Annotated in this window: 16 protein-coding genes and 1 pseudogene; 6 read left to right on the top strand and 11 right to left on the bottom strand. The window is 64.4% G+C overall.

Features of this window, described 5'->3' with window-relative positions; genetic code table 11:
* Nucleotides 1-1,581 precede the first annotated feature (1,581 nt).
* Nucleotides 1,582-2,274: a vancomycin resistance response regulator transcription factor VanR-O gene (gene vanR-O / locus HUN07_RS25885; RefSeq protein WP_077043363.1), complete on the top strand. Its 693-nt coding sequence runs from the start codon at nucleotides 1,582-1,584 to the stop codon at nucleotides 2,272-2,274.
* On the top strand, nucleotides 2,267-3,367 hold the full coding sequence (vanS-O, locus tag HUN07_RS25880; protein ID WP_070064533.1) for a vancomycin resistance histidine kinase VanS-O: 1,101 nt from the start codon (nucleotides 2,267-2,269) through the stop codon (nucleotides 3,365-3,367). Before vanR-O ends, vanS-O begins: the two co-directional genes overlap by 8 nt.
* Here vanS-O and HUN07_RS25875 read toward each other — a convergent pair.
* From HUN07_RS25875 to HUN07_RS25850, 6 genes are all read right to left on the bottom strand, one after another.
* Nucleotides 3,300-4,451 (bottom strand): UDP-N-acetylglucosamine--N-acetylmuramyl-(pentapeptide) pyrophosphoryl-undecaprenol N-acetylglucosamine transferase, encoded by a 1,152-nt coding sequence (locus HUN07_RS25875; protein WP_174914093.1) that lies wholly within the window; start codon nucleotides 4,449-4,451, stop codon nucleotides 3,300-3,302. The two genes, vanS-O and HUN07_RS25875, sit on opposite strands and share 68 nt — an antisense overlap.
* On the bottom strand, nucleotides 4,451-5,059 hold the full coding sequence (locus tag HUN07_RS25870) for a hypothetical protein (protein WP_147283483.1): 609 nt from the start codon (nucleotides 5,057-5,059) through the stop codon (nucleotides 4,451-4,453). The genes HUN07_RS25875 and HUN07_RS25870 overlap by 1 nt, the downstream gene beginning before the upstream one ends.
* Before the next feature lie 32 nt (nucleotides 5,060-5,091).
* Complete coding sequence (locus tag HUN07_RS25865; protein ID WP_063856778.1) at nucleotides 5,092-5,700, bottom strand: D-Ala-D-Ala dipeptidase VanX-O; 609 nt, start codon at nucleotides 5,698-5,700, stop codon at nucleotides 5,092-5,094.
* The gene (gene vanO, locus HUN07_RS25860; RefSeq protein WP_063856714.1) at nucleotides 5,697-6,737 is read right to left on the bottom strand and encodes a D-alanine--(R)-lactate ligase VanO; all 1,041 of its coding nucleotides are present in this window, start codon (nucleotides 6,735-6,737) and stop codon (nucleotides 5,697-5,699) included. The genes HUN07_RS25865 and vanO overlap by 4 nt, the downstream gene beginning before the upstream one ends.
* Nucleotides 6,734-7,786, bottom strand: coding sequence for a D-lactate dehydrogenase VanH-O (locus HUN07_RS25855; RefSeq protein WP_063856707.1), 1,053 nt, complete (start codon nucleotides 7,784-7,786; stop codon nucleotides 6,734-6,736). The genes vanO and HUN07_RS25855 overlap by 4 nt, the downstream gene beginning before the upstream one ends.
* An 873-nt stretch (nucleotides 7,787-8,659) precedes the next feature.
* Nucleotides 8,660-9,751: a hypothetical protein gene (locus HUN07_RS25850; RefSeq protein WP_174914091.1), complete on the bottom strand. Its 1,092-nt coding sequence runs from the start codon at nucleotides 9,749-9,751 to the stop codon at nucleotides 8,660-8,662.
* 938 nt (nucleotides 9,752-10,689) lie between these two features.
* Between HUN07_RS25850 and HUN07_RS25845 the strand changes: the two genes are divergently transcribed.
* Nucleotides 10,690-12,459 (top strand): DUF6924 domain-containing protein, encoded by a 1,770-nt coding sequence (locus HUN07_RS25845; protein ID WP_174914089.1) that lies wholly within the window; start codon nucleotides 10,690-10,692, stop codon nucleotides 12,457-12,459.
* 406 nt (nucleotides 12,460-12,865) lie between these two features.
* Here HUN07_RS25845 and HUN07_RS25840 read toward each other — a convergent pair whose 3' ends face one another.
* Complete coding sequence (locus HUN07_RS25840) at nucleotides 12,866-13,285, bottom strand: hypothetical protein (RefSeq protein WP_174915023.1); 420 nt, start codon at nucleotides 13,283-13,285, stop codon at nucleotides 12,866-12,868.
* Nucleotides 13,286-14,132: 847 nt separating this feature from the next.
* Between HUN07_RS25840 and HUN07_RS25835 the strand changes: the two genes are divergently transcribed.
* Nucleotides 14,133-14,276: a hypothetical protein gene (locus HUN07_RS25835; protein ID WP_174914087.1), complete on the top strand. Its 144-nt coding sequence runs from the start codon at nucleotides 14,133-14,135 to the stop codon at nucleotides 14,274-14,276.
* Between the two features lie 632 nt (nucleotides 14,277-14,908).
* Nucleotides 14,909-15,418: a hypothetical protein gene (locus HUN07_RS25830; protein WP_174914085.1), complete on the top strand. Its 510-nt coding sequence runs from the start codon at nucleotides 14,909-14,911 to the stop codon at nucleotides 15,416-15,418.
* Between the two features lie 229 nt (nucleotides 15,419-15,647).
* On the opposite strand, the pseudogene HUN07_RS25825 reads toward HUN07_RS25830, so the two are convergent.
* Together HUN07_RS25825 and HUN07_RS27330 are read right to left on the bottom strand one after the other, a co-directional pair.
* Nucleotides 15,648-15,796, bottom strand: a pseudogene (locus tag HUN07_RS25825) (zinc finger domain-containing protein); the annotation flags it as partial.
* Nucleotides 15,797-15,823: 27 nt separating this feature from the next.
* Entirely contained in the window at nucleotides 15,824-15,958 is a 135-nt protein-coding gene (locus HUN07_RS27330) for a hypothetical protein (protein WP_258557743.1), read from the bottom strand.
* Between the two features lie 268 nt (nucleotides 15,959-16,226).
* Between HUN07_RS27330 and HUN07_RS25820 the strand changes: the two genes are divergently transcribed.
* Nucleotides 16,227-16,907, top strand: a complete 681-nt coding sequence (locus HUN07_RS25820; RefSeq protein WP_174914083.1) for an SMI1/KNR4 family protein — start codon at nucleotides 16,227-16,229, stop codon at nucleotides 16,905-16,907.
* A gap of 715 nt (nucleotides 16,908-17,622) precedes the next feature.
* Here HUN07_RS25820 and HUN07_RS25815 read toward each other — a convergent pair.
* Nucleotides 17,623-18,513, bottom strand: coding sequence for a DUF1707 SHOCT-like domain-containing protein (locus HUN07_RS25815; protein WP_174914081.1), 891 nt, complete (start codon nucleotides 18,511-18,513; stop codon nucleotides 17,623-17,625).
* A 2-nt stretch (nucleotides 18,514-18,515) separates the two neighbouring features.
* Entirely contained in the window at nucleotides 18,516-19,376 is an 861-nt protein-coding gene (locus tag HUN07_RS25810; protein ID WP_174914079.1) for a DUF1707 SHOCT-like domain-containing protein, read from the bottom strand.
* Nucleotides 19,377-19,423 lie beyond the last annotated feature (47 nt).

Genomic DNA, 19,423 nt, shown 5'->3' with positions numbered 1-19,423 from the left:
GGAGGGGTGGCAGGAACCGGCACCGAGTGCCTGTGGCGGCCGCGATGGTGGTTTCTTGGGATTGCGGAAGGGTGACGGTGGAGACCGGGAGTATGTGTGGCCGCGATGATCTGGCATCGACTCGGACCAGGGCTGTGGGAAAGGACATTTTTGCGCGGAATTTCGTAGATAAGTGTCGTGGAAGATCATCTTGGAAATCCCAGGTGGCTCGGACAAGTAGATCCGGAACCTACACTGCCGCAGACACCGAATCTTGAGACAGAATTCGGACATGTTGAGATGTTGAGACAAGAACCTGGGGTTTTGTGATCCGATGAGACGGACGCATCCCGAATGACCAGCAGGTGAGGTTGTCTCCGGTCCAGTTGCGTTGACTCGCTGATACCGGTTACGGCTGGCCGGGTGCGATCCCGAATGCCGCCCGGAGCTGGCCATGCAGTTCGCGTGCATCTTCCTGGTATGTAACCGAGGCGCCGTAAAGCGCCTCGAACGCGGCCTGCCTCGGGTCCGGCTTTGCGGCCGCGAAGATCGTGGGGAGCGCAAAACGCGGGACGGCTGATCGGACCCATGTCGAACGGGTCGAACTCCCCGATGGAGTAGATCACGCCCTGTCTGTTACTCACACGGTCCGGCGCTTCTCGTCGGCGCTCGGCCTCGAAGTGTGCGGATGCTGTGGCCGGGTCGGCGAACGGCGATGGCAGTGGATCACCGGCGTGCAGCGTCGCCAATGCGGGTGCGGTCCAGGGTCGGTCGGGGAGGCCAGCGAACTTGTACGCCTTGGTGACGCACCATCGCGCGACCTCGCGTAGCCGGGTGTCGTCCATGTCGATGAGTGCGAGCACGAGGGCGCGGTCGTACTTGGCGAGGTGCTGTCCGCCGTCGTACTCAAGCAGTTCGGGGATTGGGTCACCGCCGCCCCATGCCCGACGTTCCCTCTCGGCGGACTCGGCTCAAAGTTCGGACGGTTTGACCGTGCGGCTGACGCTTCCTGGCCCGGACACCGTGATCCACTTCGGCTCATCCGATTCCACCGACTCCACTGTGGGCTCGGGAGCGGGCTGTCCTCGGGGATCCCGTATCCGGGCATGTCCCACATCTGACCCGGCTGCGGTGCGGTTCCATCGTTGGGCCGCAGCCGGATCCGCCACACATCGCCTGGATTAGTGGTTCGGGCCAGCCGTAGTTGACGAACCCACGGCCATTGACCTCTATCAGATAGCCACCTTCGGGGACCTCGCAGAAGACCTCGCCCGTGGTGGGGAGGCGATCAACTGTCGCGCCGTCGGGGGAGGGCTCCGTCAGATTCAGTCATGTCGCCATCGGCATCGGTCCGCGTATCTCTGGTGCTACCTCAGACCTGCACTGCACCAGGTCCAGTCGTCCCCGATGGCGATGCCGACCGGTCTACGACGATCCCGACGGTCATAGCGAAGATGACGAGGACCAGGCCGACAATGGTCGGTCTGGGAGTCCTGCTGGTCTTCGGTCGTGCTGCGGTCTGGCCCATACTGCTCGCTGTTGCCAGCCCGAAGGCGATTTTTGATACGCCGGCGATATACGCGGCCGCCTAACATGGCGAGCATGCGTGTGTTGGTCGTCGAGGACGAGCGGTTCATGGCGGAAGCCATCCGCGATGGGCTGCGCCTGGAAGCGATCGCGGCCGACATCGCCGGTGATGGGGACACTGCCCTGGATCTGTTGGGCGTCAACGCCTACGACATCGCCGTCCTCGACCGTGATATCCCCGGCCCCTCCGGTGACGAGATCGCCCAGCGCATCGTCGCTTCCGGTGGCGGCATACCAATCCTGATGCTCACTGCCGCGGACCGGATGGACGACAAGGCCTCCGGGTTCGAGCTCGGTGCCGACGACTACCTCACCAAGCCTTTCGAGCTGCAGGAGCTCGTGCTCCGTCTCCGGGCCCTCGACCGCAGGCGCGCGCACAGCAGGCCGCCCGTGCGGGAGATCGCTGGTCTGCAGCTGGACCCGTTCCGTCGCGAGGTCTACCGGGACGGCCGGTACGTCGCGCTGACCCGGAAGCAGTTCGCGGTGCTCGAAGTTCTCGTCGCTGCCGAGGGCGGTGTGATCAGCGCCGAGGAGTTGCTGGAGCGGGCGTGGGACGAGAACGCCGATCCGTTCACGAATGCCGTGCGCATCACGGTCTCGACGTTGCGCAAGCGGCTCGGCGAACCGTGGCTGATCGCCACGGTGCCGGGGGTCGGGTACCGCATCGATACCGAACCGGACGCCAGAGGCGGGGGCGACGGTGGATAGAGCGCCTGGGTTGGGCGTTCGCCTCAAACTCACTCTCAGTTATGCCGGGTTCCTCATGCTCGCTGGTGTCTTGCTCCTTGCGGCGGTTTGGGTTTTCCTGCTGAGAGGGCGGTCCACGAATTTCCAATTCCCTGCTCTGGCCGACTTTGCCCGGGTCTTCGACCCGAGCAACTTCGGTCCCGTGGTGTTTGTCCCGGCAGCGATCTTGGCGCTCGGGTTCTTGCTGGTGTTCGGCCTTGTGGGTGGTTGGATTCTCGCGGGCCGAATGCTTGCCCCGTTGGCGCGCATTACGCGCGCCGCGCGGGAGGCGGGGAGTGGCTCGCTGTCGTACCGGATCGAACTGGAGGGACGCAACGACGAGTTCCGTGAACTTGCCGATGCCTTCGACGCCATGCTCGCACGGCTCGAAGCACGAGACGCCGCGCAGCAGCGATTCGCCGCCAACGCCTCCCACGAGTTGCGCACCCCGCTGGCGATCACACAAACCCTTCTCGATGTCGCCCGCAACGATCCGAACCGCGACGGCGGCGAGCTCGACGAACGCCTCCGCGCTGTCAACGCACGGGCGATCGAGCTCACCGAGGCATTGCTCCTGCTCAGCCGTACCGACCAACGGTCCTTCAGCCGAGAAGACGTCGATCTGTCGCTCATCGCGGAAGAAGCCGCCGAGACACTCCTCCCGTTCGCGGAGAAGCACGGCGTCAGCATCGAGACCTCCGGGGACATCGCGCCGGTCATCGGCTCACACGCACTCTTGCTGCAGTTGACTACGAACCTTCTGCACAATGCGATCGTCCACAATGTCCCCGAGCACGGCAGCGTGCAGATCAGCACCGCCATCGGCTCCGAGTCCGTCATGCTCACGGTCGAGAACACCGGCGACAAGCTCAGTCCACAGTTGGTCTCGACACTCACCGAGCCGTTTCAGCGCGGCACTGCTCGCACCCGCGGGGACGATGCGAGGGTGGGCCTTGGCCTGGCGATCGTCAAGAGCATCACGCAGGCACACGACGGATCCCTCACGCTCAGCCCCCGAGCTGCCGGCGGGCTCTCCGTAGCAGTGCGACTGCCCGCCGCTCAGCGACGACCGTAAGCACGTGCCGGGCCAGCAGCGAGCCCACGTCGGGTGCGCCGGCTGCCAACGCATGAGCCGACATCACCGCTCTCCGCTCGGTATCGGCGAGCAGCGGGATCAGAGTGGTTTCGATCCATCCTGCGTTGAGATCGGCATCGTCGACGATCACTGCCCCGCCGGCAGCAACGACCGCCTCGGCGTTCAAGCGCTGCTCACCGCCGCGCAGCGGCAGCGGCACATAGGCGGCCGGTAAGCCGACAGCGGCGAGTTCGGCGCACGTCATCGCCCCCGAGCGGCAGATCGCGAAGTCGGCTGCGGCGTAGGCGTACTGCATCTCATCGACGTACGGGACGACGACGTAGGGCGGGTCGCCGGGGTTGCCGTCGGGCGGCTCGACCATGCGCTGTGGCCCGGTGATGTGCAGCACCTGCACGCCGGCCGCCCGCAACGCTGTTACAGCGCCGGCCACGGCGGCGTTGATCGCTTGAGCTCCCTGCGAACCGCCAGTGACCATCAGTACCGGCTCGTCCAGGCGCAGGCCGAACCGTTGCCGAGCCGCCTCGCGCAGCGCGGCCCGGTCGAGCCTGGTGATCGCCGGCCGCAGCGGGATGCCGATCGCGCTGGCGTGAGCCAGGTGGACACGGGGCGCGGCGGTAAATACGTGGGTCGTCATCCGGGCCGCCAGTCGGTTCGCCACTCCAGGCCGGGCATTCGCCTCATGGACGACGATCGGCATTCCCCGCTGGCGTGCGGCAAGATAAGCGGGCATGGCCACGTAGCCCCCGAAGCCCACCACGACCTCGGCCCGCACGCGGTCGAGTACGGCTCCGGTCGCCCGGACGGAGTCGCGCAGTCTGCCCGGCGTGTGCAGCAGGTCGCGGCTCAGCTTGCGCGGCAGTGGCACGGGCGGGATAAGTTCGAGCGAATAGCCGCGGGCAGGGATGAGCGTGGTGTCCAGGCCACGGACAGTGCCGAGCGCGGTGATCTCGGCCGTGGGCTCCAGCAGGCTCAGCGCGTCGGCGAAGTTCATCGCGGGCTCTATGTGCCCGGCCGAATGGCCGCCCGCGACAACGACGCGCGGTGCGGGTTCGCCAGCCAGCATCACGATGCCCCTCTGACCAAGATTCCTCGGTTGGCATGAAACCGCTCGAACACATGCATGGGCAGCGATGCAGAGTCTGAATTGTGGGAGTAGCCCGACGGGTTATGAAACCGCACCACTCCATCATCGACTGCATAGATCAGCACAAGATGGCCTCCTCGTCGCGGCTCGTAGGTGTTGGGATCGCGAATCTCGGGTGATACCGAAGCGATCATGACCTGCCCGGGCCGCAGCTCTCGGGCCGATACCTGAATCGGGGTGTGCTCGACCAGTTGGCAGTCGAATCCGAATTGTGTGCTGACCCACGCCATGAATGGCCTGTAGAGCAGGCCGTGGACCTTGCCCGAAGGCTCCACCACATAGCAACCCCACTCGACGGCCAGCGCAAGGAGTTCGCCCATCGACAGTCGGACGTCAGTCCAGCCGTGGAGCAGCGACTGGAGACACGCCAAGCCGCAGACCTTGCGGGACCAGAACAGGTACTCCTCGCTCGAGGGGTATCCGTCGGAGGCCCAGTCGTACAGTTTCGATGGATCGGTGTGTCGCAAGAAGACCTCCAGCCCCGATGGGCCGGTGCGCCGCATCACGACCTCGTCGTTGTTCGCCAAACGCCCCCACTGCGAGACACAATGGAGACCCATCACGTGATCGGAAAGTCGAAGTAGACATCTGGATATGGTTCGCGTTTCAGCGTGTAGTGCCACCACTCGCAGTCGTACCGATCAAATCCGCAGTCCTCCATGATGGAACGAAGAAGCTCACGATTCTTGGACTCGATTGGCTTGATTCCTCGCGCTCGATGATGTGAGATCGGGTCCATGAGGTCGTGGTCGCCACCCATAGGAGCAAGTTCACCGGTCGCAAGGTGATAGAGCGTCAGGTCAACGGCGCCGCCCCTACTGTGGCCCGACTGGGTTGCCACGTATCCCTTTTCGAGCATCTCGGGTCTGTCGATATTGGGATAGTGTCGCTGCTTCGTCTGGCCATCCTCCGGCTGTTCTGACCAGCGTAGGAAGCTGTCGACGGCGCGTCGAGGACGGTAGCCGTCCCAGAGAAGCAATCCGAAGCCGAGGGAAGCTGCCTTCTCGCGTGCTTGCTCGAGGGCCGCGCACAAAGCCCGGGTGCCGACGATTCGATTCGCGAGGTAGCCGTCTACCGGTTTGCCGGTGAAGTTGTCCCACGTGGCGTACTTGGCATCCCAGCGGACTCCGGGCACCCAGTCGTCGACGTAGACGAAGTCGTCGTTCATCGCTTCTTCCCGTGCATTGTCATCGAGATGAGCCGGTCGATCATGTCGGAGATCGGCAGTCCCGCGGCGGCCATCATCCGCGGGTACCGGCTGTACGACGTCATGCCGGGCATGGTGTTGACCTCGTTGAGGACCACCCGTCCGTCGTCGGTGAGGAACATGTCAACGCGGGCAAGTCCCTTGCAGCCCAGGGTGCGGTAGATGGCCTTGGCGGTCTCTTGGACGAGCCGGCGCGATTCGTCGGAGATGTCGGCGGGAACGATGAACGTCGAGTTCTCCGATCCGGTTTCGGGTGAGTCCTCCTGGTGGATCCTGAAGAATCCGTGCGAGAGGTCGACGCGGTCCACCTCCCCAGTGATCAGGCCGAATAGTTCACCCATGACCGCGCAGCCGATCTCGCTGCCGGCCACGGCTTCTTCGATCAGGACCTTCGAGTCGTACTGTCGCGCCGCGCTCAGCGCGTTCGGCAGCTCGTCTTCTCGGGTGACCTTGCTGACGCCGAAAGATGAACCCGAACGGGCCGGCTTCACGAAGACCGGATAGCGAAGGTGATCGGCGTCGACCTTCTCGTTCTCCGCGACAACCCAAAAGCTCGGCGTGGCGATTCCCGCGCTCTTGGCCACGATGTAGGCCAGGGCCTTGTCCATGCACACAGCCGAGCCCTGGATGTCGCAGCCGACGTAGGGGATGCCGGCGAGCTCCAACAGGCCTTGGATCGCGCCGTCTTCGCCGAGCTTGCCGTGAAGTACGGGGAAGACGAGGTCGAGGCGCACGGTTTCGTAGCCCCCCTGCTCCATGACCAGCAGGCCGTGCACACTTCGATCGGGTGACAGCACGGCGGGACGGGCGCTGCGATTCTCCCAATCCGCGTCGGGGCCGTCACAGAGCTTCCACTCGCCGCCGGTCGTGATGCCGATCCAGAACGGTTCGTACTTCTCCGTGTCGAGACTTCTTGCCACCTCTCGCGCCGACTTGATGGAGACGGGATGTTCTTCGGAAGCCCCTCCGAAGATGACCCCGACCTTCAATCTGCTCATGCTGTTCTCCCACTTTCAAAGTTCAGGCAGTTGACGAGGCTGTTTTCGACGGTGTCGTTCAGGGCGTGGTCTGTGTAGTAGGCGGAGTGCGGACTGATCAGCACATTCGGCAGGCGCTGTAGCCGCACCAGGGCCTTGTTCTCGATGAGCCTGTTCCTGCAGTCGGCGTAGAAGATCCCTTCCTCTCCTTCGACGACATCGAGCGCCGCGCCGCCCAACCGGCCGCTCTCCAATGCGGAGAGGAGGGCCTCGGTATCGAGCAGCGGTCCGCGACCCGTGTTGACGATGTACGCGCCGTGCTTCATCTGGTCGATGCGTTGGCGATCGAGGAGATGGTGTGTGTCCGCGGTGAGTGGAGTGTGGAGCGTGACAATGTCGCTCTGCCGCAGCAGTTCATCGAGCGGAACGTAGTCGGCGGAGGCGTGAGGCCCGCTGTCATGTGCCAGCACGCGGCAGCCAAATCCCTGCAGCCGGTCGATGACTGCTGTGCCGATGCGCCCTGTTCCGATCACCCCGACGGTCAAGTCGCGCAGCTCCCTGCCGCGCGTGTCATTCAGCCGGTAATCATGCGTATCGGCGCGGCGGACAATTGATTTCGCGTGGCGTACGGTCATCAGCATCAACATCAGTGTGTAGTCGCCCACGCTGTCGGGCGAGTAGTCGACGTTGCCGACCGAGATGCCGATGCTCGCCGCGAATTCCACGTCGATGTGGTTGTACCCGACGCTTCTGGTGGAGATGTACTCCACTCCGACTCGGCTCAGCGCCAGCAGCGTGGAATTGTCGATCTGCGTCTTGTGGCTCACGCTGATGCATCGGTTGCCACGCGCCAGTTCAGCGTTGGTTTCACTGATCGCTTCCTCGGTGATGCTTGGCGTTATCCCGAGGCGGGTTCCCATCTCGCGGAACAAAACGGCTTCGTCGTGACCGCATCCGAAAACTCTGACCCCAGTGGTCGGGACGGCCGAGGGTGACGAATCGTCGAGCGCTCGGACGCGTCGCTCCGCGATCACTTCGCTGTCGATCAAACCCAGGTCTCTGTAGGACATGCCGAAAGTCAAGACAACGCGGTGTTGCCAGCGCGTATGCAATTTTCGATATGCGGACGATATGCCGCCCGTGGGGTTGCGTTCGGAAGCGGCATACGCGGAACGAAACAGCGGCAAGATGTCCGCGCCGGCGCCGTAGCCTGAAGAAGCTCGCGCTCACGAGTTATGTGAGCGCGGCGGCGACCTCGTCAAGGCGGGCCCCGCGGGAGGCCTTGACGAGCACTACGTCTGCGCGGGCTGCGGCGTACTCCCCGACGGAGCCTCTTCTGTCTGTTGTCGACCTGCAGCGAAGATTAGCGAAACGCGACGCTACTTTAGCGAGCCGATCTACCGAATCGCTGCCTTCGACCGCTTTCTCGACCACCACGGGTGGGCACCTCGCGCTCGAGTCCGGGCTTGAGCACGATTTGCTGCGCAGACTCGATCGGCTGTCTTCGATCACCTGGCTGGTTGCGCAACCGGTTGAGCTGCGCTGGACGGAGCCGCGCAAGTTCCGTCACGTGCCGGACCTGTTGTCTACCGATGCTGATGGCGCCGTAACCCTATGGGGTGTGCGGAATCCGCGGCGGCTGGATGAAAAGTTCACCTTGCAGGCGGACAAGACCCGCTCGGCGTGTGCGGCTGTCGAATGGCGATACGAGATCTTCACGGGTCTTGGGAAGGTCGAACGACTCAATCTGTTGTGGCTGCACGGATATCGAAGAAGGCCGAAGTGGCAGGGCCTCGTTGAGGTGCCCGAACCGGCGAGACCCATCCAGGCTCGCCCGGCTCGACGACGACCGCGAACATCACAGTCGTCAGCTCGCCGCCGCTACAGCGACGAGCCCCGCAGGCCCGGACGCGGTCCTGCGGGGCTCATGGCGACACTAGATGTCAGTTGTTGGTGATGACGAAGCCGCTGCCGACGTCGTTGCGCGAGTTCAGGTTGTCGAGGATGTTCTTGGCGGACGTGGAGCTGTACGGCGACACAAGTCCGGGAACCGCACTGAATGTGATTCCGACCCACTTGCCGGTGCCGTTCATAACAACAGGCCCGCCGGAATCGCCGTTCTTATTGGCGGCGTAGGAACGGATGATGCCGTTGTTGACCGCGCCTACCGCCCCTCGATTAACCCCGACCGAGAAGATGTCGGGGGTGCGGTCAGAGCGTGCGCCGTAGTTTTCGATCCAGGTGGAAGTATTGAGCCCGATGGCAATCGGAGGCAGGGCAGGAGCCCCGCCGGCACCGCTGTAGATCGAATTGACCTTGAAGAGACCCCCGCCTGACTGGCGAGCGGCATTGCCGTCCTTGTCCCTCACCTGACTCGACAGCTGGACCTCGGGGGCGAACTCGATGACCATGTAGTCGGTGGTTGTCTCCAGGTTCTGCTCGCCGTCCGGCAGGAGACCATTCGCATCTACCCAACGGACCCATCCGATGGGGTTCACCTGTGGCTTATTGTTCTTCTGCGCATACTTGACGGCGTTGAAGTCGTAAACGGGGTGATCGTTGTTCGTAACGGATGTGCCGGGTTTGACACCGGGGTATTTGGGGTAGTCCGGATAGGTGCAGGCCGCCTGGCTGGTGGTGCACGGTTCCAGGTTCGCGTCTAGTCCGGGCTTTTTGAGCTGTCCAGGATTCGCGGGGTCCGGCACCAGTTGCGCTTCGTTGCAGTGACCTGCGGTGATTCCGATCTTTCGGCCTGCCGAATCGGTTCCGACGACGCCGAGCGTGCAGTACTTACCCCAGTATTTCAACGCGGTATCTGTGGCAGATTTGGGACTCATGTCGCCGGTGAAATCGATGAACATGCCGGGATACGCGATGGGGACCGAGCTGACTGTGGCCGGATCGTACGGCTGGTAATCCCGTGGACTTGCGTCTGTGCCGACCGCCGCGGCGGTGTTGGTCGTCGTGGCTGTGAGCCCCACGGTCATGGCCAGGGCGGCGAACGCTCCCGCGAGTAGTCGGGTGGTGCGCTTCATACAAGATGTCCTGTCTGTGGAGGAGCAATGCCGCATGACCGTACCGGCCGGTCCGCTTTGTGGCGGCCGATTCGAGAAGCCGCCCGCCCACCGGTCTCGCTGCGGCGCCGGTCCGGTGTACGGCGGCGCGTAGGTGACGGCGCCCGCACTCACGACAGACGTGAGTGCGGTGCCCGAGCCGCGGCGACGGGCCTCGAGGGTAGGCGCAGACGTGAGCGCTCCACCAGTGCACGGTGCCGTCGGTCGCGGCGAGCACCGCGTTGGTGCCCCTGCTCCACAACGGCACGAGTTAGGGGTGCCGCTCGACGATCGACCAGGCTGGCGCCCAAACAGAGTCGGCCATGTTCTGCAGAACCGGGTGCACGGTCTCGCCCCCCCTCGAGGGCGATGCGCACGACCACCTCCGGGAGTCCCAGCGAGCGGATGCGGGCAGCGTGCTCCTCGGACCGAAGGTGCGGCAGATCATCGCTCCTGTAGCTCGAAGGTCGCCCTGTAGCGTGCAGTACGGACACCAATAAACGACGAAGAATACCGTCGGGTACGTTCCGATCATGACGCCGACGTGGGAACAGGTCCGAGGCTCGAACTACGGCACGATGGGACGGACCGCTCGCGGAACTGTCCACCGGCCAGACGGATCTCGGGAACGCGTGTGGCACGCGCCTGAGGAGGCTTGGCGCTACGAGAACGACTCCGGTGAGCCCACTTTCATCGAGAACACCACCGACAGATGGTCGCGCGATGAGGACGGCACTATGGTCCACGCCGTCAAGTCCCCCAACACCATCTACGCAACCATGGGTACTGGCTCGCCGTCCCTTCTTCTACGCGCCTACGGCGTGTTTCCTGCCAAGACAACTCGCGGGTTCGACGACCAACGATTCGTCGGACCGAGTGCACCCAGAGCAGTCCGCGTTCGTGGCCGCGACGGTTGGGAGGTGAGCGCCCTCGACCAGCATGCGAACGAAACGGTCACCTACGTGTTCGACGCGGAACTCGGTATCGCAGTGCGGTGGCAGCAGGGCGAGGACTGGATGGAGCTCGAAAACCCCAGCCTGGACGACGCATTCGAGCCCACGTTGTTCACATGGACAGGCCCGTCACGCCCGGCCGAGGACGACATCGCGAAATTCCACCGCGAGCACGAGGAACGTCAGCGCGTTCTGGCCGGGATTCCTCAGGCGCTTCCGACGTGGCTGCCGATGACGACAAACGTGCAGCCTCAATCCGGCGATGCTCGCGCCGGCGAACTGAGTCTGTCGATCAGCGGGTATACGCCACAGTTCACACTGCGCCGATGGGTGACAGCGATCGGCGAACCGAAAGCCGAGTGGCCGAACGATTCGACACCGGAACGCTACCGCCAGTCCATCGGTGACTGGACATACGAAATCCGCAGCTACCAGGAGATCAACCGGGACGACTGTGTTCGGATCGTGGACTCGATCGTTCCAGTCGACCCACCTGATCGCGATCCCGCTGATATCACGGCCGAACTAGCCATCGAGGAGCACGATCGCCGCGAAGCGGAGGTGCTCGCCACTCTCGGAACGGGACGAGTCCTTGCCGACCATCTCGAGGACGAGTCACTGCTCATCCGTACAGATTTCAGCGACGACGCCGCCTGGCGGGACATTGCCGTAGCAGCCATGGCTCCGGTACCGCAGGAAGGCGACACCGAATTCGCCGCCTACCTCACCTGCGTCGACAATCCGGAGTACGACGGGTTGACCGTCGACGGACTTCTCGAGGCAATCGGCGAACCGCCGCCCTACTACGTGTTTCTCGTCGACGCCGAGACGGTGAAGAACCCCGAGATGCCCATCGTCGCCGTCTACACCGGGCCCGACGAACCGGAACGGCCTCGTGGAAGAACCTTCCGCGTCATTCCCTCGGAGATGTGTGGCGTGGAGAACAACCTGTCGATCGCGAACATGGACTTCGAATCGTTCGCGGACAGCGTCGACGAGGACGGAGTGTTTCGTGGATTCCCGGAACCCGTCCGTCCCATCGAGGAAGTGACCACACGCGAGATCGCGCACTGGATCGCAGACGATCTGGATACTGACGCCCTCAGGGAGTTCCACGCCCAGATCGCCGGGTGGAAGTATCGCTACCCGGTGTCTCTGTTCGAAGTCGAACTGGCCGAGGTTCATGCTCACACCCGCGACGCCGAACATGGAACGCACGCTGAACTTCTCGGCTACGACGAGTTCCTGGGCGCGACCTCGAGCGGGGGACCAGCGCTGCGCGGTACCGTGCCGACACACAACGGCTACTGGACGTTCGTCATCGACCGTGGCTCCCATCGGCCGATCGCGGCGTACCGCATCACGTTCGCACCCTACGTCCCTCCCGCACCACAGGACGGAGTGTCGCAACCGATGAAGCTCGAGGTGCCGTTCGTATGCACTGAACCGGTATCGTTCTCGATGCTGACCGATGACGACGACCTGATCGACCGAGACGTCGTGCAGCGAGCCATTCTGGCCGAGGCTGCACGGCTGCACCCCGACGGCGACATCGTGGGCGGCGAACCAGTCCTCCAGCGGATCCCCCGACTCCTGGGCTTCAACATCGGATGCCACGTTCAAATCGACGGCCGGCCAGTGTTCTATGTGGCCATCGTGACCGACATCGACGACAAGTTCATCGTCCGGGAGGTGCCACCCGAGGGGCTGCGGGTAGTCGGCCCAGGCGAGGACTGAACGATGACCACGGCCCAGGCACCAGCCGATGCGCCTCGCGCTTTTGCGGCCCGGGCCGCAGCCGGTCCTGAACCGTCGCACACCGTCCTGACAGACCATCGTCAAACAGGACAGCGCCCGGTGGCAGGTAATCGGTTCGAGGATTCGGGTGAACCAGTTTCGGCCAGGAGTTTCGGGCCGGTTCCGGCAGATCGGTTCGGGCCAGCCGGCCTCCGGCGGCCGGAATCGATAGCTTCGGGCTTCCTCTGGTCAGCGAGGGACTGTTCCGCGGTCGAGAGGACGTGAGGAGTATGAGGCGGGTTCCTGAGACACATCGCGAAAGCCGTTACGAAGTCAGTCGGTTCGGGCGTCTCCGAACCTGGTGAGTGGAGACCAGCGCGTCGTCCCGGGCCCGCGGGGCAGTCGTCTACGGAACGTAGACGGCTGCGACGCCCGGTGTGATGATCGTGCTGCCATCGATTACCACGGCGACGACAACCTGCCCGGTCCCGGTCGGCAGGACCGCTGCCGGGCGTCCGTCCAAGCCGCCCGACATCTGGGCGGAGCCGGAGGCTCCGCTAGACAGGTTCAGCCAGTGCACGTTTGACGGAAGTAGACATCCCCACCGGCCCTCCTTCGGGCCGGTGATCGTCACCGTCCCGGACTGTTCGCCGACCACGGCCACGCAGCGAAACGCGGGTACGTCGAAGCTGCCGTTCGGGTTTCCGAACGGCGCCGGGTCGATTTGGAACGGAACGGTGGCCGCGGCGGAGGCGACGGCCGCCGGCGCCAGAACCGAACCGGCCACGATGGCCGCGCAGGCGACCGATCGGCGAACGAAATCGATCACGGCGACCTCCAAGAACAATCGGGGCCAGGTCTCGTCACTCTATTACTCGCCGCCGTGTTGCACCGTTCGAGCAGATGGAACGCACCTACACCCGGCAGCGCAACCCCAGGCGGCCCAAGAATTTAGCTGAAATTACGACCCAGACCAAGCATGAGGACCAGGCCGTCACCCCGCGAAGCCAGCGAGCCGACTCCGGATTCTTGAATCGAGTGCACTCTCAATGGGTTTGAAATTTCGTCGTCACCAACAACTGAGCGCATGACAGCGGGCCAGCAATCGAATCATGCTGGCCCGCTGTCGTTGTTCCAGGCGTTCAGCCGGGCAGGTGCCCGTAGGTCAGCCAGTAGTTCACGATGTCCAACAGGTTGCCGATGGGGCCGAACCAAATCCCGTATGGGTCCATCCGAGTTCACTTCCAGTCAGGTGCAGTGTCCGCCGAGGTCACATGGGATCACGGCCCAGATCGTGCGACGCCACTCCCGCGGCAAGGGGAGTCCCCACTTCCAGCCATTAGGGATCATGTGCAAACCCCTGGGGGGTGCCTGACCGTCCCGACCCTGTCAGGTCAGGCTAGACCTCGGAGGTGGTCGAACAGAAGATTTGGATGGACATCCGCTTCACCTACCAGTGGAAATAGCTGTCTACGCGGCTCCGGCTCGAGCTTCCGACAGCGAATACTGTCTCGCCATCACCGTCACCCCGACGTCCACCGCAGCCGACGCCGTGCCATGCGTCGACCCGGCGGTTTCCGAAGCCGAGCGGATTCTCGGGCTGCTCGCAGAATGCGACCCGGATCTGATCGTGTGGTTCGTCCAACGGTGGTGACTCGGGCGGTCCTGCTTACATGTACGGCACCACGAAGATCGTCGGCATGGTGAATGGCGTCGACACAAACGGATTCCGCTACGTCAAGTTCGCGCCGGTCCTCGCCAGCATCCTTTCCAACCCGAGCCAGGTCGGCGACAACCTCGTCGTCACCAACAACTGAGAGCATGACAGCGGGCCAGCAATCCAAACCTCGCTGGCCCGCCTGTGCGTTACCCAGGGAAGCAACTGCGCTGGAAGTCGACCAGGCACGGATAGGTCGCGGCCGGCCATCGCAGGGTCTCATACGGTAACGGGAGGAACCAGAAGGTGTCACCCATCGTCAGTCACCTCCTTTTCTAGGGGCAGTGTCCCCCGAATTACGCGCTACTTGGGCTGCGAAAAGGTGACGGTGGAGACCGAGAGTCAGCCTGGCCGCGATGACCTGGCTTCGACTCGGACCAGGGCTGTGGAAAGGGACATCTTCGCACGGAATTTCGTGGACAAGTGTCGCGGAAGATCTCGGAAATCCCAGGCGGCTCGGACAAGTAGATCCGGAACCTACACTCCTGTCGACTTGCAGCGAAGATTAGCGAAACGCGACGCTGGTCTAACTAGCGCGGTTCGACGCGATCCTGGGCTCTACCTGCGATGTCTACTGTCAACTGGCGTCCGATGTCGGGCGAGGAGTACTGCCGGATCCCTGCAGTGTCCGGACACGAACGCGTCGTGTTCGTGGTGTGGGACTGACGGTCGCCGCCTTCACTCCATCTGGTTCCAGGGGCGTGGCTTCAGCAATCCGACCATAATCGAGTCATGAGTGTCCCCGCGCCTGAATCCCCCTCGTTCGAGCATGTCGACTTCGAGGCAGTCGATTCGTTCCGTTTCCCGGACGGCGGCGGGTACCCCCAGAGCTACCGCGAGTTTGTTCGCTCCTGCGGCTGGGCCCGCACGTTCGGCCTGTGGCTCATCTACCCGCCCGTGCAACCCGGTTTCGCAGACGGGCGGGCCCGTGCAGCGAACCTCACCGAGCACTTCCACGCGGTCTTCCGCGACGGCGAAGAGGAGGAATTCGGCTGGATGATCGAGCCCGACGGTAGCTGGGACCTCGCCGAACGACTCGAGGTCTTCGGCTGGAGCGAGAACGGCGACCTTCTCCTCTGGGACGTCGCAAGCCGCAATGCCGACGAGGAGTTTCCGGTGTGGGAATCGCGCGGCATGAACACCCTCCACCTGCTCGGCTCGAGCCTTGACGAGGCGCTTCTCAAGCTGCGCGAGCGCTCCGAGGCCCAGGTCATTGAGCCGCTGAGACCTGCCCGTCTCTGACCCACAGCTCATCCGGATCCGCTCGAGGCTGAGATCCGCCGGGACGCCACCGCGACCCGAGGCGCTCCGGCGTCAAGCATCAGCGCCTGCAAGCCACGGACACGTTCACGTCGCGCTACACGCCGATCGCTCGCTCACTCCGCGTTGACGTAGACCTGAGCCACAGAGCCAGAAGCGACTGCGCTCACGCGCCAAGTCTCGACATCCTTCCCGGCATCGAACACGAGCGTCAGCGCCGTCGCTGGCACCTCGGGCAGAAGTGCGAACCGCGGTTCATGAAGGTCTCCCGCACCATCGGCGGGCCGCAACGCGGGCACGGCTTGCCGGCGCGCCCGTAGGCGTTCAGGGAGTGCTCGAGTACCCGGATGCCCCGTTGACGTATGACCGCAGCCTTCTCAGCGGTGGTCACACATGGCGAAGATCGATGTCCGAAAGCGACTTGGGCACGTACGGGATTGGACGAGATGCACTTTCTACGTTCTGTTCGCCATCGTCCGCGAGTGCATTGAGGTCGGTAGCCTTCTTGTCGGAGATACTCACGGGCGCATCGTCTCTCGCCGTGTCGACGCGATGCAATCGGCCAGGAGTGGGATCCGTTGCTGTGCGGTCCGTGAACGAGCCGGTTGTGGGGTCATGGCGTAGCAGACCACCTTTCGATCCGGCGGTACACCTATATCGACGGGCTTCGCCGACTCTCCCGAGATCCGTCAAAGTAGCCTGTGCACTTTGACCGTGGTCGGACGCGCCTGTCAATGTAGGTGTGTCACCGAACTCAGAGGCAAGTCGTCGCATCCGTCAGGATGTGAGCATGAAACACGCGCAAACGCACCCGGACCGGATCGCCGAGATCCTGACCGGCCTCGACCGACTACGAGCAGCCGATCTGAAGACCACCGTCGTCCCGCTCGGCGACCGGGAGGTCATCGGCTACAGCTGCCACATCCACGGGGCGGCCGTGCATCGCTACGAGCACGCCGCTACCGCGGACCCGGACGTCCTCGCGGCATTCGAGAACCGGCTCGGCGTCGGCCTTCCGGCCGACTACCGCGAGTGGATCACCCGGGTGGGCGACGGCGGAGCCGGACCGATGCTCGGACTTCTCCCGCTGGCGCAGGAGGCCGAGGACGCCGCGATCGACTACGCCGCGGACTTCCCCTTCACCGCCGAGCGACCCTGCCCGCCCGCCGCCGAGGACTCCGAGTTCCAGTGGACGGAGAACATCGGCCGGATCCACCGAGGCGCGACATTCCTCGCGAACGAGGGATGCGGCACGTACGACCTCCTGATCCTGCGCGGCCCGGCCGCGGGGCAGGTGTGGTGGCACAGCTACGAGCACGCCGCCGCGCTGCCGGTGCTCCACCCGGACACCCGCGAGCCGCTGACGTTCCTCGACTGGTACGAACTCTGGCTCGCCCGCGCCCTCGACCCGGACCTTGACCAGGTGGAGAGCTTTGCCGAGTTCGCCGATCACGGCACGAACCACGCCTGAGGTGTCACGTTCCCCCTTGCATCCCCCCTTGCATCGCGGTTGCGACGACGATCGCCGGGTGTCCTTCGTGCTGGTCCATGGGCGCTCGTCGTGGATCTGGCCGAGGGCGGTCGGACTTGGTGCATCATGACTGTGGAGGGGAGCTGACGTGACGGGTAAGGCGGTGGGGGGTTCCCGGGCGTCTTTCGTCGGAACGTCCTGACGTCCATCCCTGGGCTCAGTGCCGCGATTGCAGAAGCCTTCACGGCGGTGGATCGGGCGGCCTACCTGGAGCGGTTCCGCGCGCCGGGGAAACGGGAATGGATCGACGCCTCGAAGCCTCTGTCGGCCGATGCCGCGGCCGCAATCTACAGCGACCGGGCACCGGCCACGCTCGCAGTCGGGAGGTGCGCCGGCATCCTGCGTAGGTGAGCATGATGAGCGTCGCTTGGATGTCGAAGCTCAACGGCGCTTCGTCTGAATCGCCAATTTGCACTTGAGGTCGTGGTTTTGCCCGCCTTCTTACGACCTGTCCCAGTCCCGCTCACCGATCGTCAAACAGGACACCCATGTTGGGCACCTTCGGGCCATCAGCAACTGTCAGCGGGCTGAACCACCAATGACATACAGATGATCTTGTGGGCCGTGCCGTTGAACTTTGTCGAGCTCATTCGAGAAAGCGGCCTGGGCTGGTGGGTCACCCGTACCCGCGACATCGCGTGAAGCTGGTCCGCGCTCACTGGTCCGATCGGTGGATGCGTCGGATGACCCCGTCGAACCCGACGCTGAGGTAGCCCGTCGTGCCCTGCTCGTCGTTCGTCAGGTTCATCTCGACGATCGGCCCGCTCGCTCCGATGATCACGTGCGCCGAGGTCGGGTTCTCGACCCGGAGGGTGCGGTCTGCTCCGGAGAACAGCCCGATCACGCGTGGCAGGTTTTGCCGGAGCGGAGTGAGATCGTCGGGGACCGCGTCACTGCTACGCGAGGACGTGCCCTGGTCGGTGAGTTCTCCTGTACCGGAGATGAGTTGGTAGCGGTAGCTCTGGTCCTGGCCGGGCTTACCCTCGATGGGTCGCTCTATTTCGGCGCGGTCAGGGTAGATGGTGATGCGGTCGACGACGAGGTCGCCGAACTCACGCTGGATGTCGTCGAGCATCTGCCCGAACCCTGCCAACGTGAACAGCGCCGAGCTGTCCGAGGTCTCCGGCGCCGCCCAGTTCGTTCCCGAGTCGGGCGCCTTGCCCACCAGCGTCACGAACAGCAGCCCCCCTGCGAGCGCTGCCCCGGCCAGGACCACGGCGCGGCGCCGTGGCGTGGATCCCGGAAAGGTCGACGCAGTGGAAGCCGACACAGTGGAAGTCGACGGCGCGGGCTGCGGGTCCGGGGGTGGCGGCGTGAACCGTGTTCTCCCGACGACCTCGTCGGTGAGCTGCAGGTCACCGACGAGCCGGTCGAGTTCGTCGAGGGTCGCTGCGGTGGCGGCGGATTCGACGCGCGACCGGTGTTCGTCGGGGCTCAGCTGCCCGGTCTCGTAGGAGGCGTCGAGGAGGGCGAGGGCGTCGGCCCGGTCGATGTCCCGAGCACGTACCGGCACGGTCGTCGCCCGTCGGCGGCGGTTGGTCGCCATGGTCACCCCTGCCGTGCGGTCTGGACTTCCACGATCTCGCCGCCGAGTGTCGCTGTCACGTTCCCTCTGGACTCGTCGTTGTCCACGACGTACACGGTGACGAGCGACTGGCCGTCGTTGGCGCGGATCGCGACACGATCGATGCGTCCGCTGGGCAGATGCACCTGTTGGAGCGCGCCGGTGATCAGGCCACCGATGCGGTCGGCATCGAGCTGAGCGAGGTCGACCGTCTCCCGATCCCGATCCCGGAGACCGGGCAGGTTGGTCCACTGCTCGAACCCGCCGGTGAACCGCCACCGCAGGTACCGGTGCGGCTGCTGGGGAACCATCCGCACGACGATGGCGTCGTCCCGGTACAGATCGACATCGTCGGCGATCGTGTCGCGGAACTGCAGTTCGAACAATCGCACGAACTCGCGGATGCCGTCGGCGGTGTGCAGGTTGATCGGCTCGACCGCGATCGGGTCCGGTTCACCGGCCGCCGCAGGCTGGGCAGCAGTCGATCCTGAACCACCGGTCGACTGGTCACCACCGGCAACACTGCTGGACAGCAGGTAGCCGATGACGCCGCAGACCACCACCGCCGAAACGAGCATCGCGGCCAGGACGAGGCCACGGCGGTGCGACTGTCCGGCCTCGTCGGCGGGCGACTCCGGCGACTCGCGAAGATGGTCTGGGACCTGCAGATCCTCGGTGAGTGCCCACAGATCGCCGAGCGTCTCCGCGTGCATCGCGGCCGCGGTGCGCGCCTCGTAGTCGTCGACACCGAGCTGACCGTCCCCGTACGCAGCGTCGAGCAGGCTGCAGGTCTCCGCGCGGTCGATGTCCCGCGCCCGGGTCTTGGGTGATCTTGAATCGGGCACGCCCCGATCCTAGGAAACGTGCTGTGACACCGACGACACCGAGGCGA

The sequence above is a fragment of the Rhodococcus sp. W8901 genome (assembly GCF_013348805.1).
Taxonomy (GTDB): Bacteria; Actinomycetota; Actinomycetes; order Mycobacteriales; family Mycobacteriaceae; genus Prescottella.
This window is presented reverse-complemented; position numbering and strand designations above follow the sequence as displayed.

What these genes read in the sequence shown, in the direction of transcription:
- HUN07_RS25820 (WP_174914083.1), top strand. Translation starts at nt 16,227, where the DNA reads ATGAAACACGCGCAAACGCACCCGGACCGGATCGCCGAGATCCTGACC.
- HUN07_RS25850 (WP_174914091.1), bottom strand. Translation starts at nt 9,751, where the DNA reads ATGAAGCGCACCACCCGACTACTCGCGGGAGCGTTCGCCGCCCTGGCC.
- vanR-O (WP_077043363.1), top strand. Translation starts at nt 1,582, where the DNA reads ATGCGTGTGTTGGTCGTCGAGGACGAGCGGTTCATGGCGGAAGCCATC.
- HUN07_RS25815 (WP_174914081.1), bottom strand. Translation starts at nt 18,513, where the DNA reads ATGGCGACCAACCGCCGCCGACGGGCGACGACCGTGCCGGTACGTGCT.
- HUN07_RS25830 (WP_174914085.1), top strand. Translation starts at nt 14,909, where the DNA reads ATGAGTGTCCCCGCGCCTGAATCCCCCTCGTTCGAGCATGTCGACTTC.
- HUN07_RS25855 (WP_063856707.1), bottom strand. Translation starts at nt 7,786, where the DNA reads ATGTCCTACAGAGACCTGGGTTTGATCGACAGCGAAGTGATCGCGGAG.
- HUN07_RS25875 (WP_174914093.1), bottom strand. Translation starts at nt 4,451, where the DNA reads ATGCTGGCTGGCGAACCCGCACCGCGCGTCGTTGTCGCGGGCGGCCAT.
- vanO (WP_063856714.1), bottom strand. Translation starts at nt 6,737, where the DNA reads ATGAGCAGATTGAAGGTCGGGGTCATCTTCGGAGGGGCTTCCGAAGAA.
- HUN07_RS25865 (WP_063856778.1), bottom strand. Translation starts at nt 5,700, where the DNA reads ATGAACGACGACTTCGTCTACGTCGACGACTGGGTGCCCGGAGTCCGC.
- HUN07_RS25835 (WP_174914087.1), top strand. Translation starts at nt 14,133, where the DNA reads ATGTACGGCACCACGAAGATCGTCGGCATGGTGAATGGCGTCGACACA.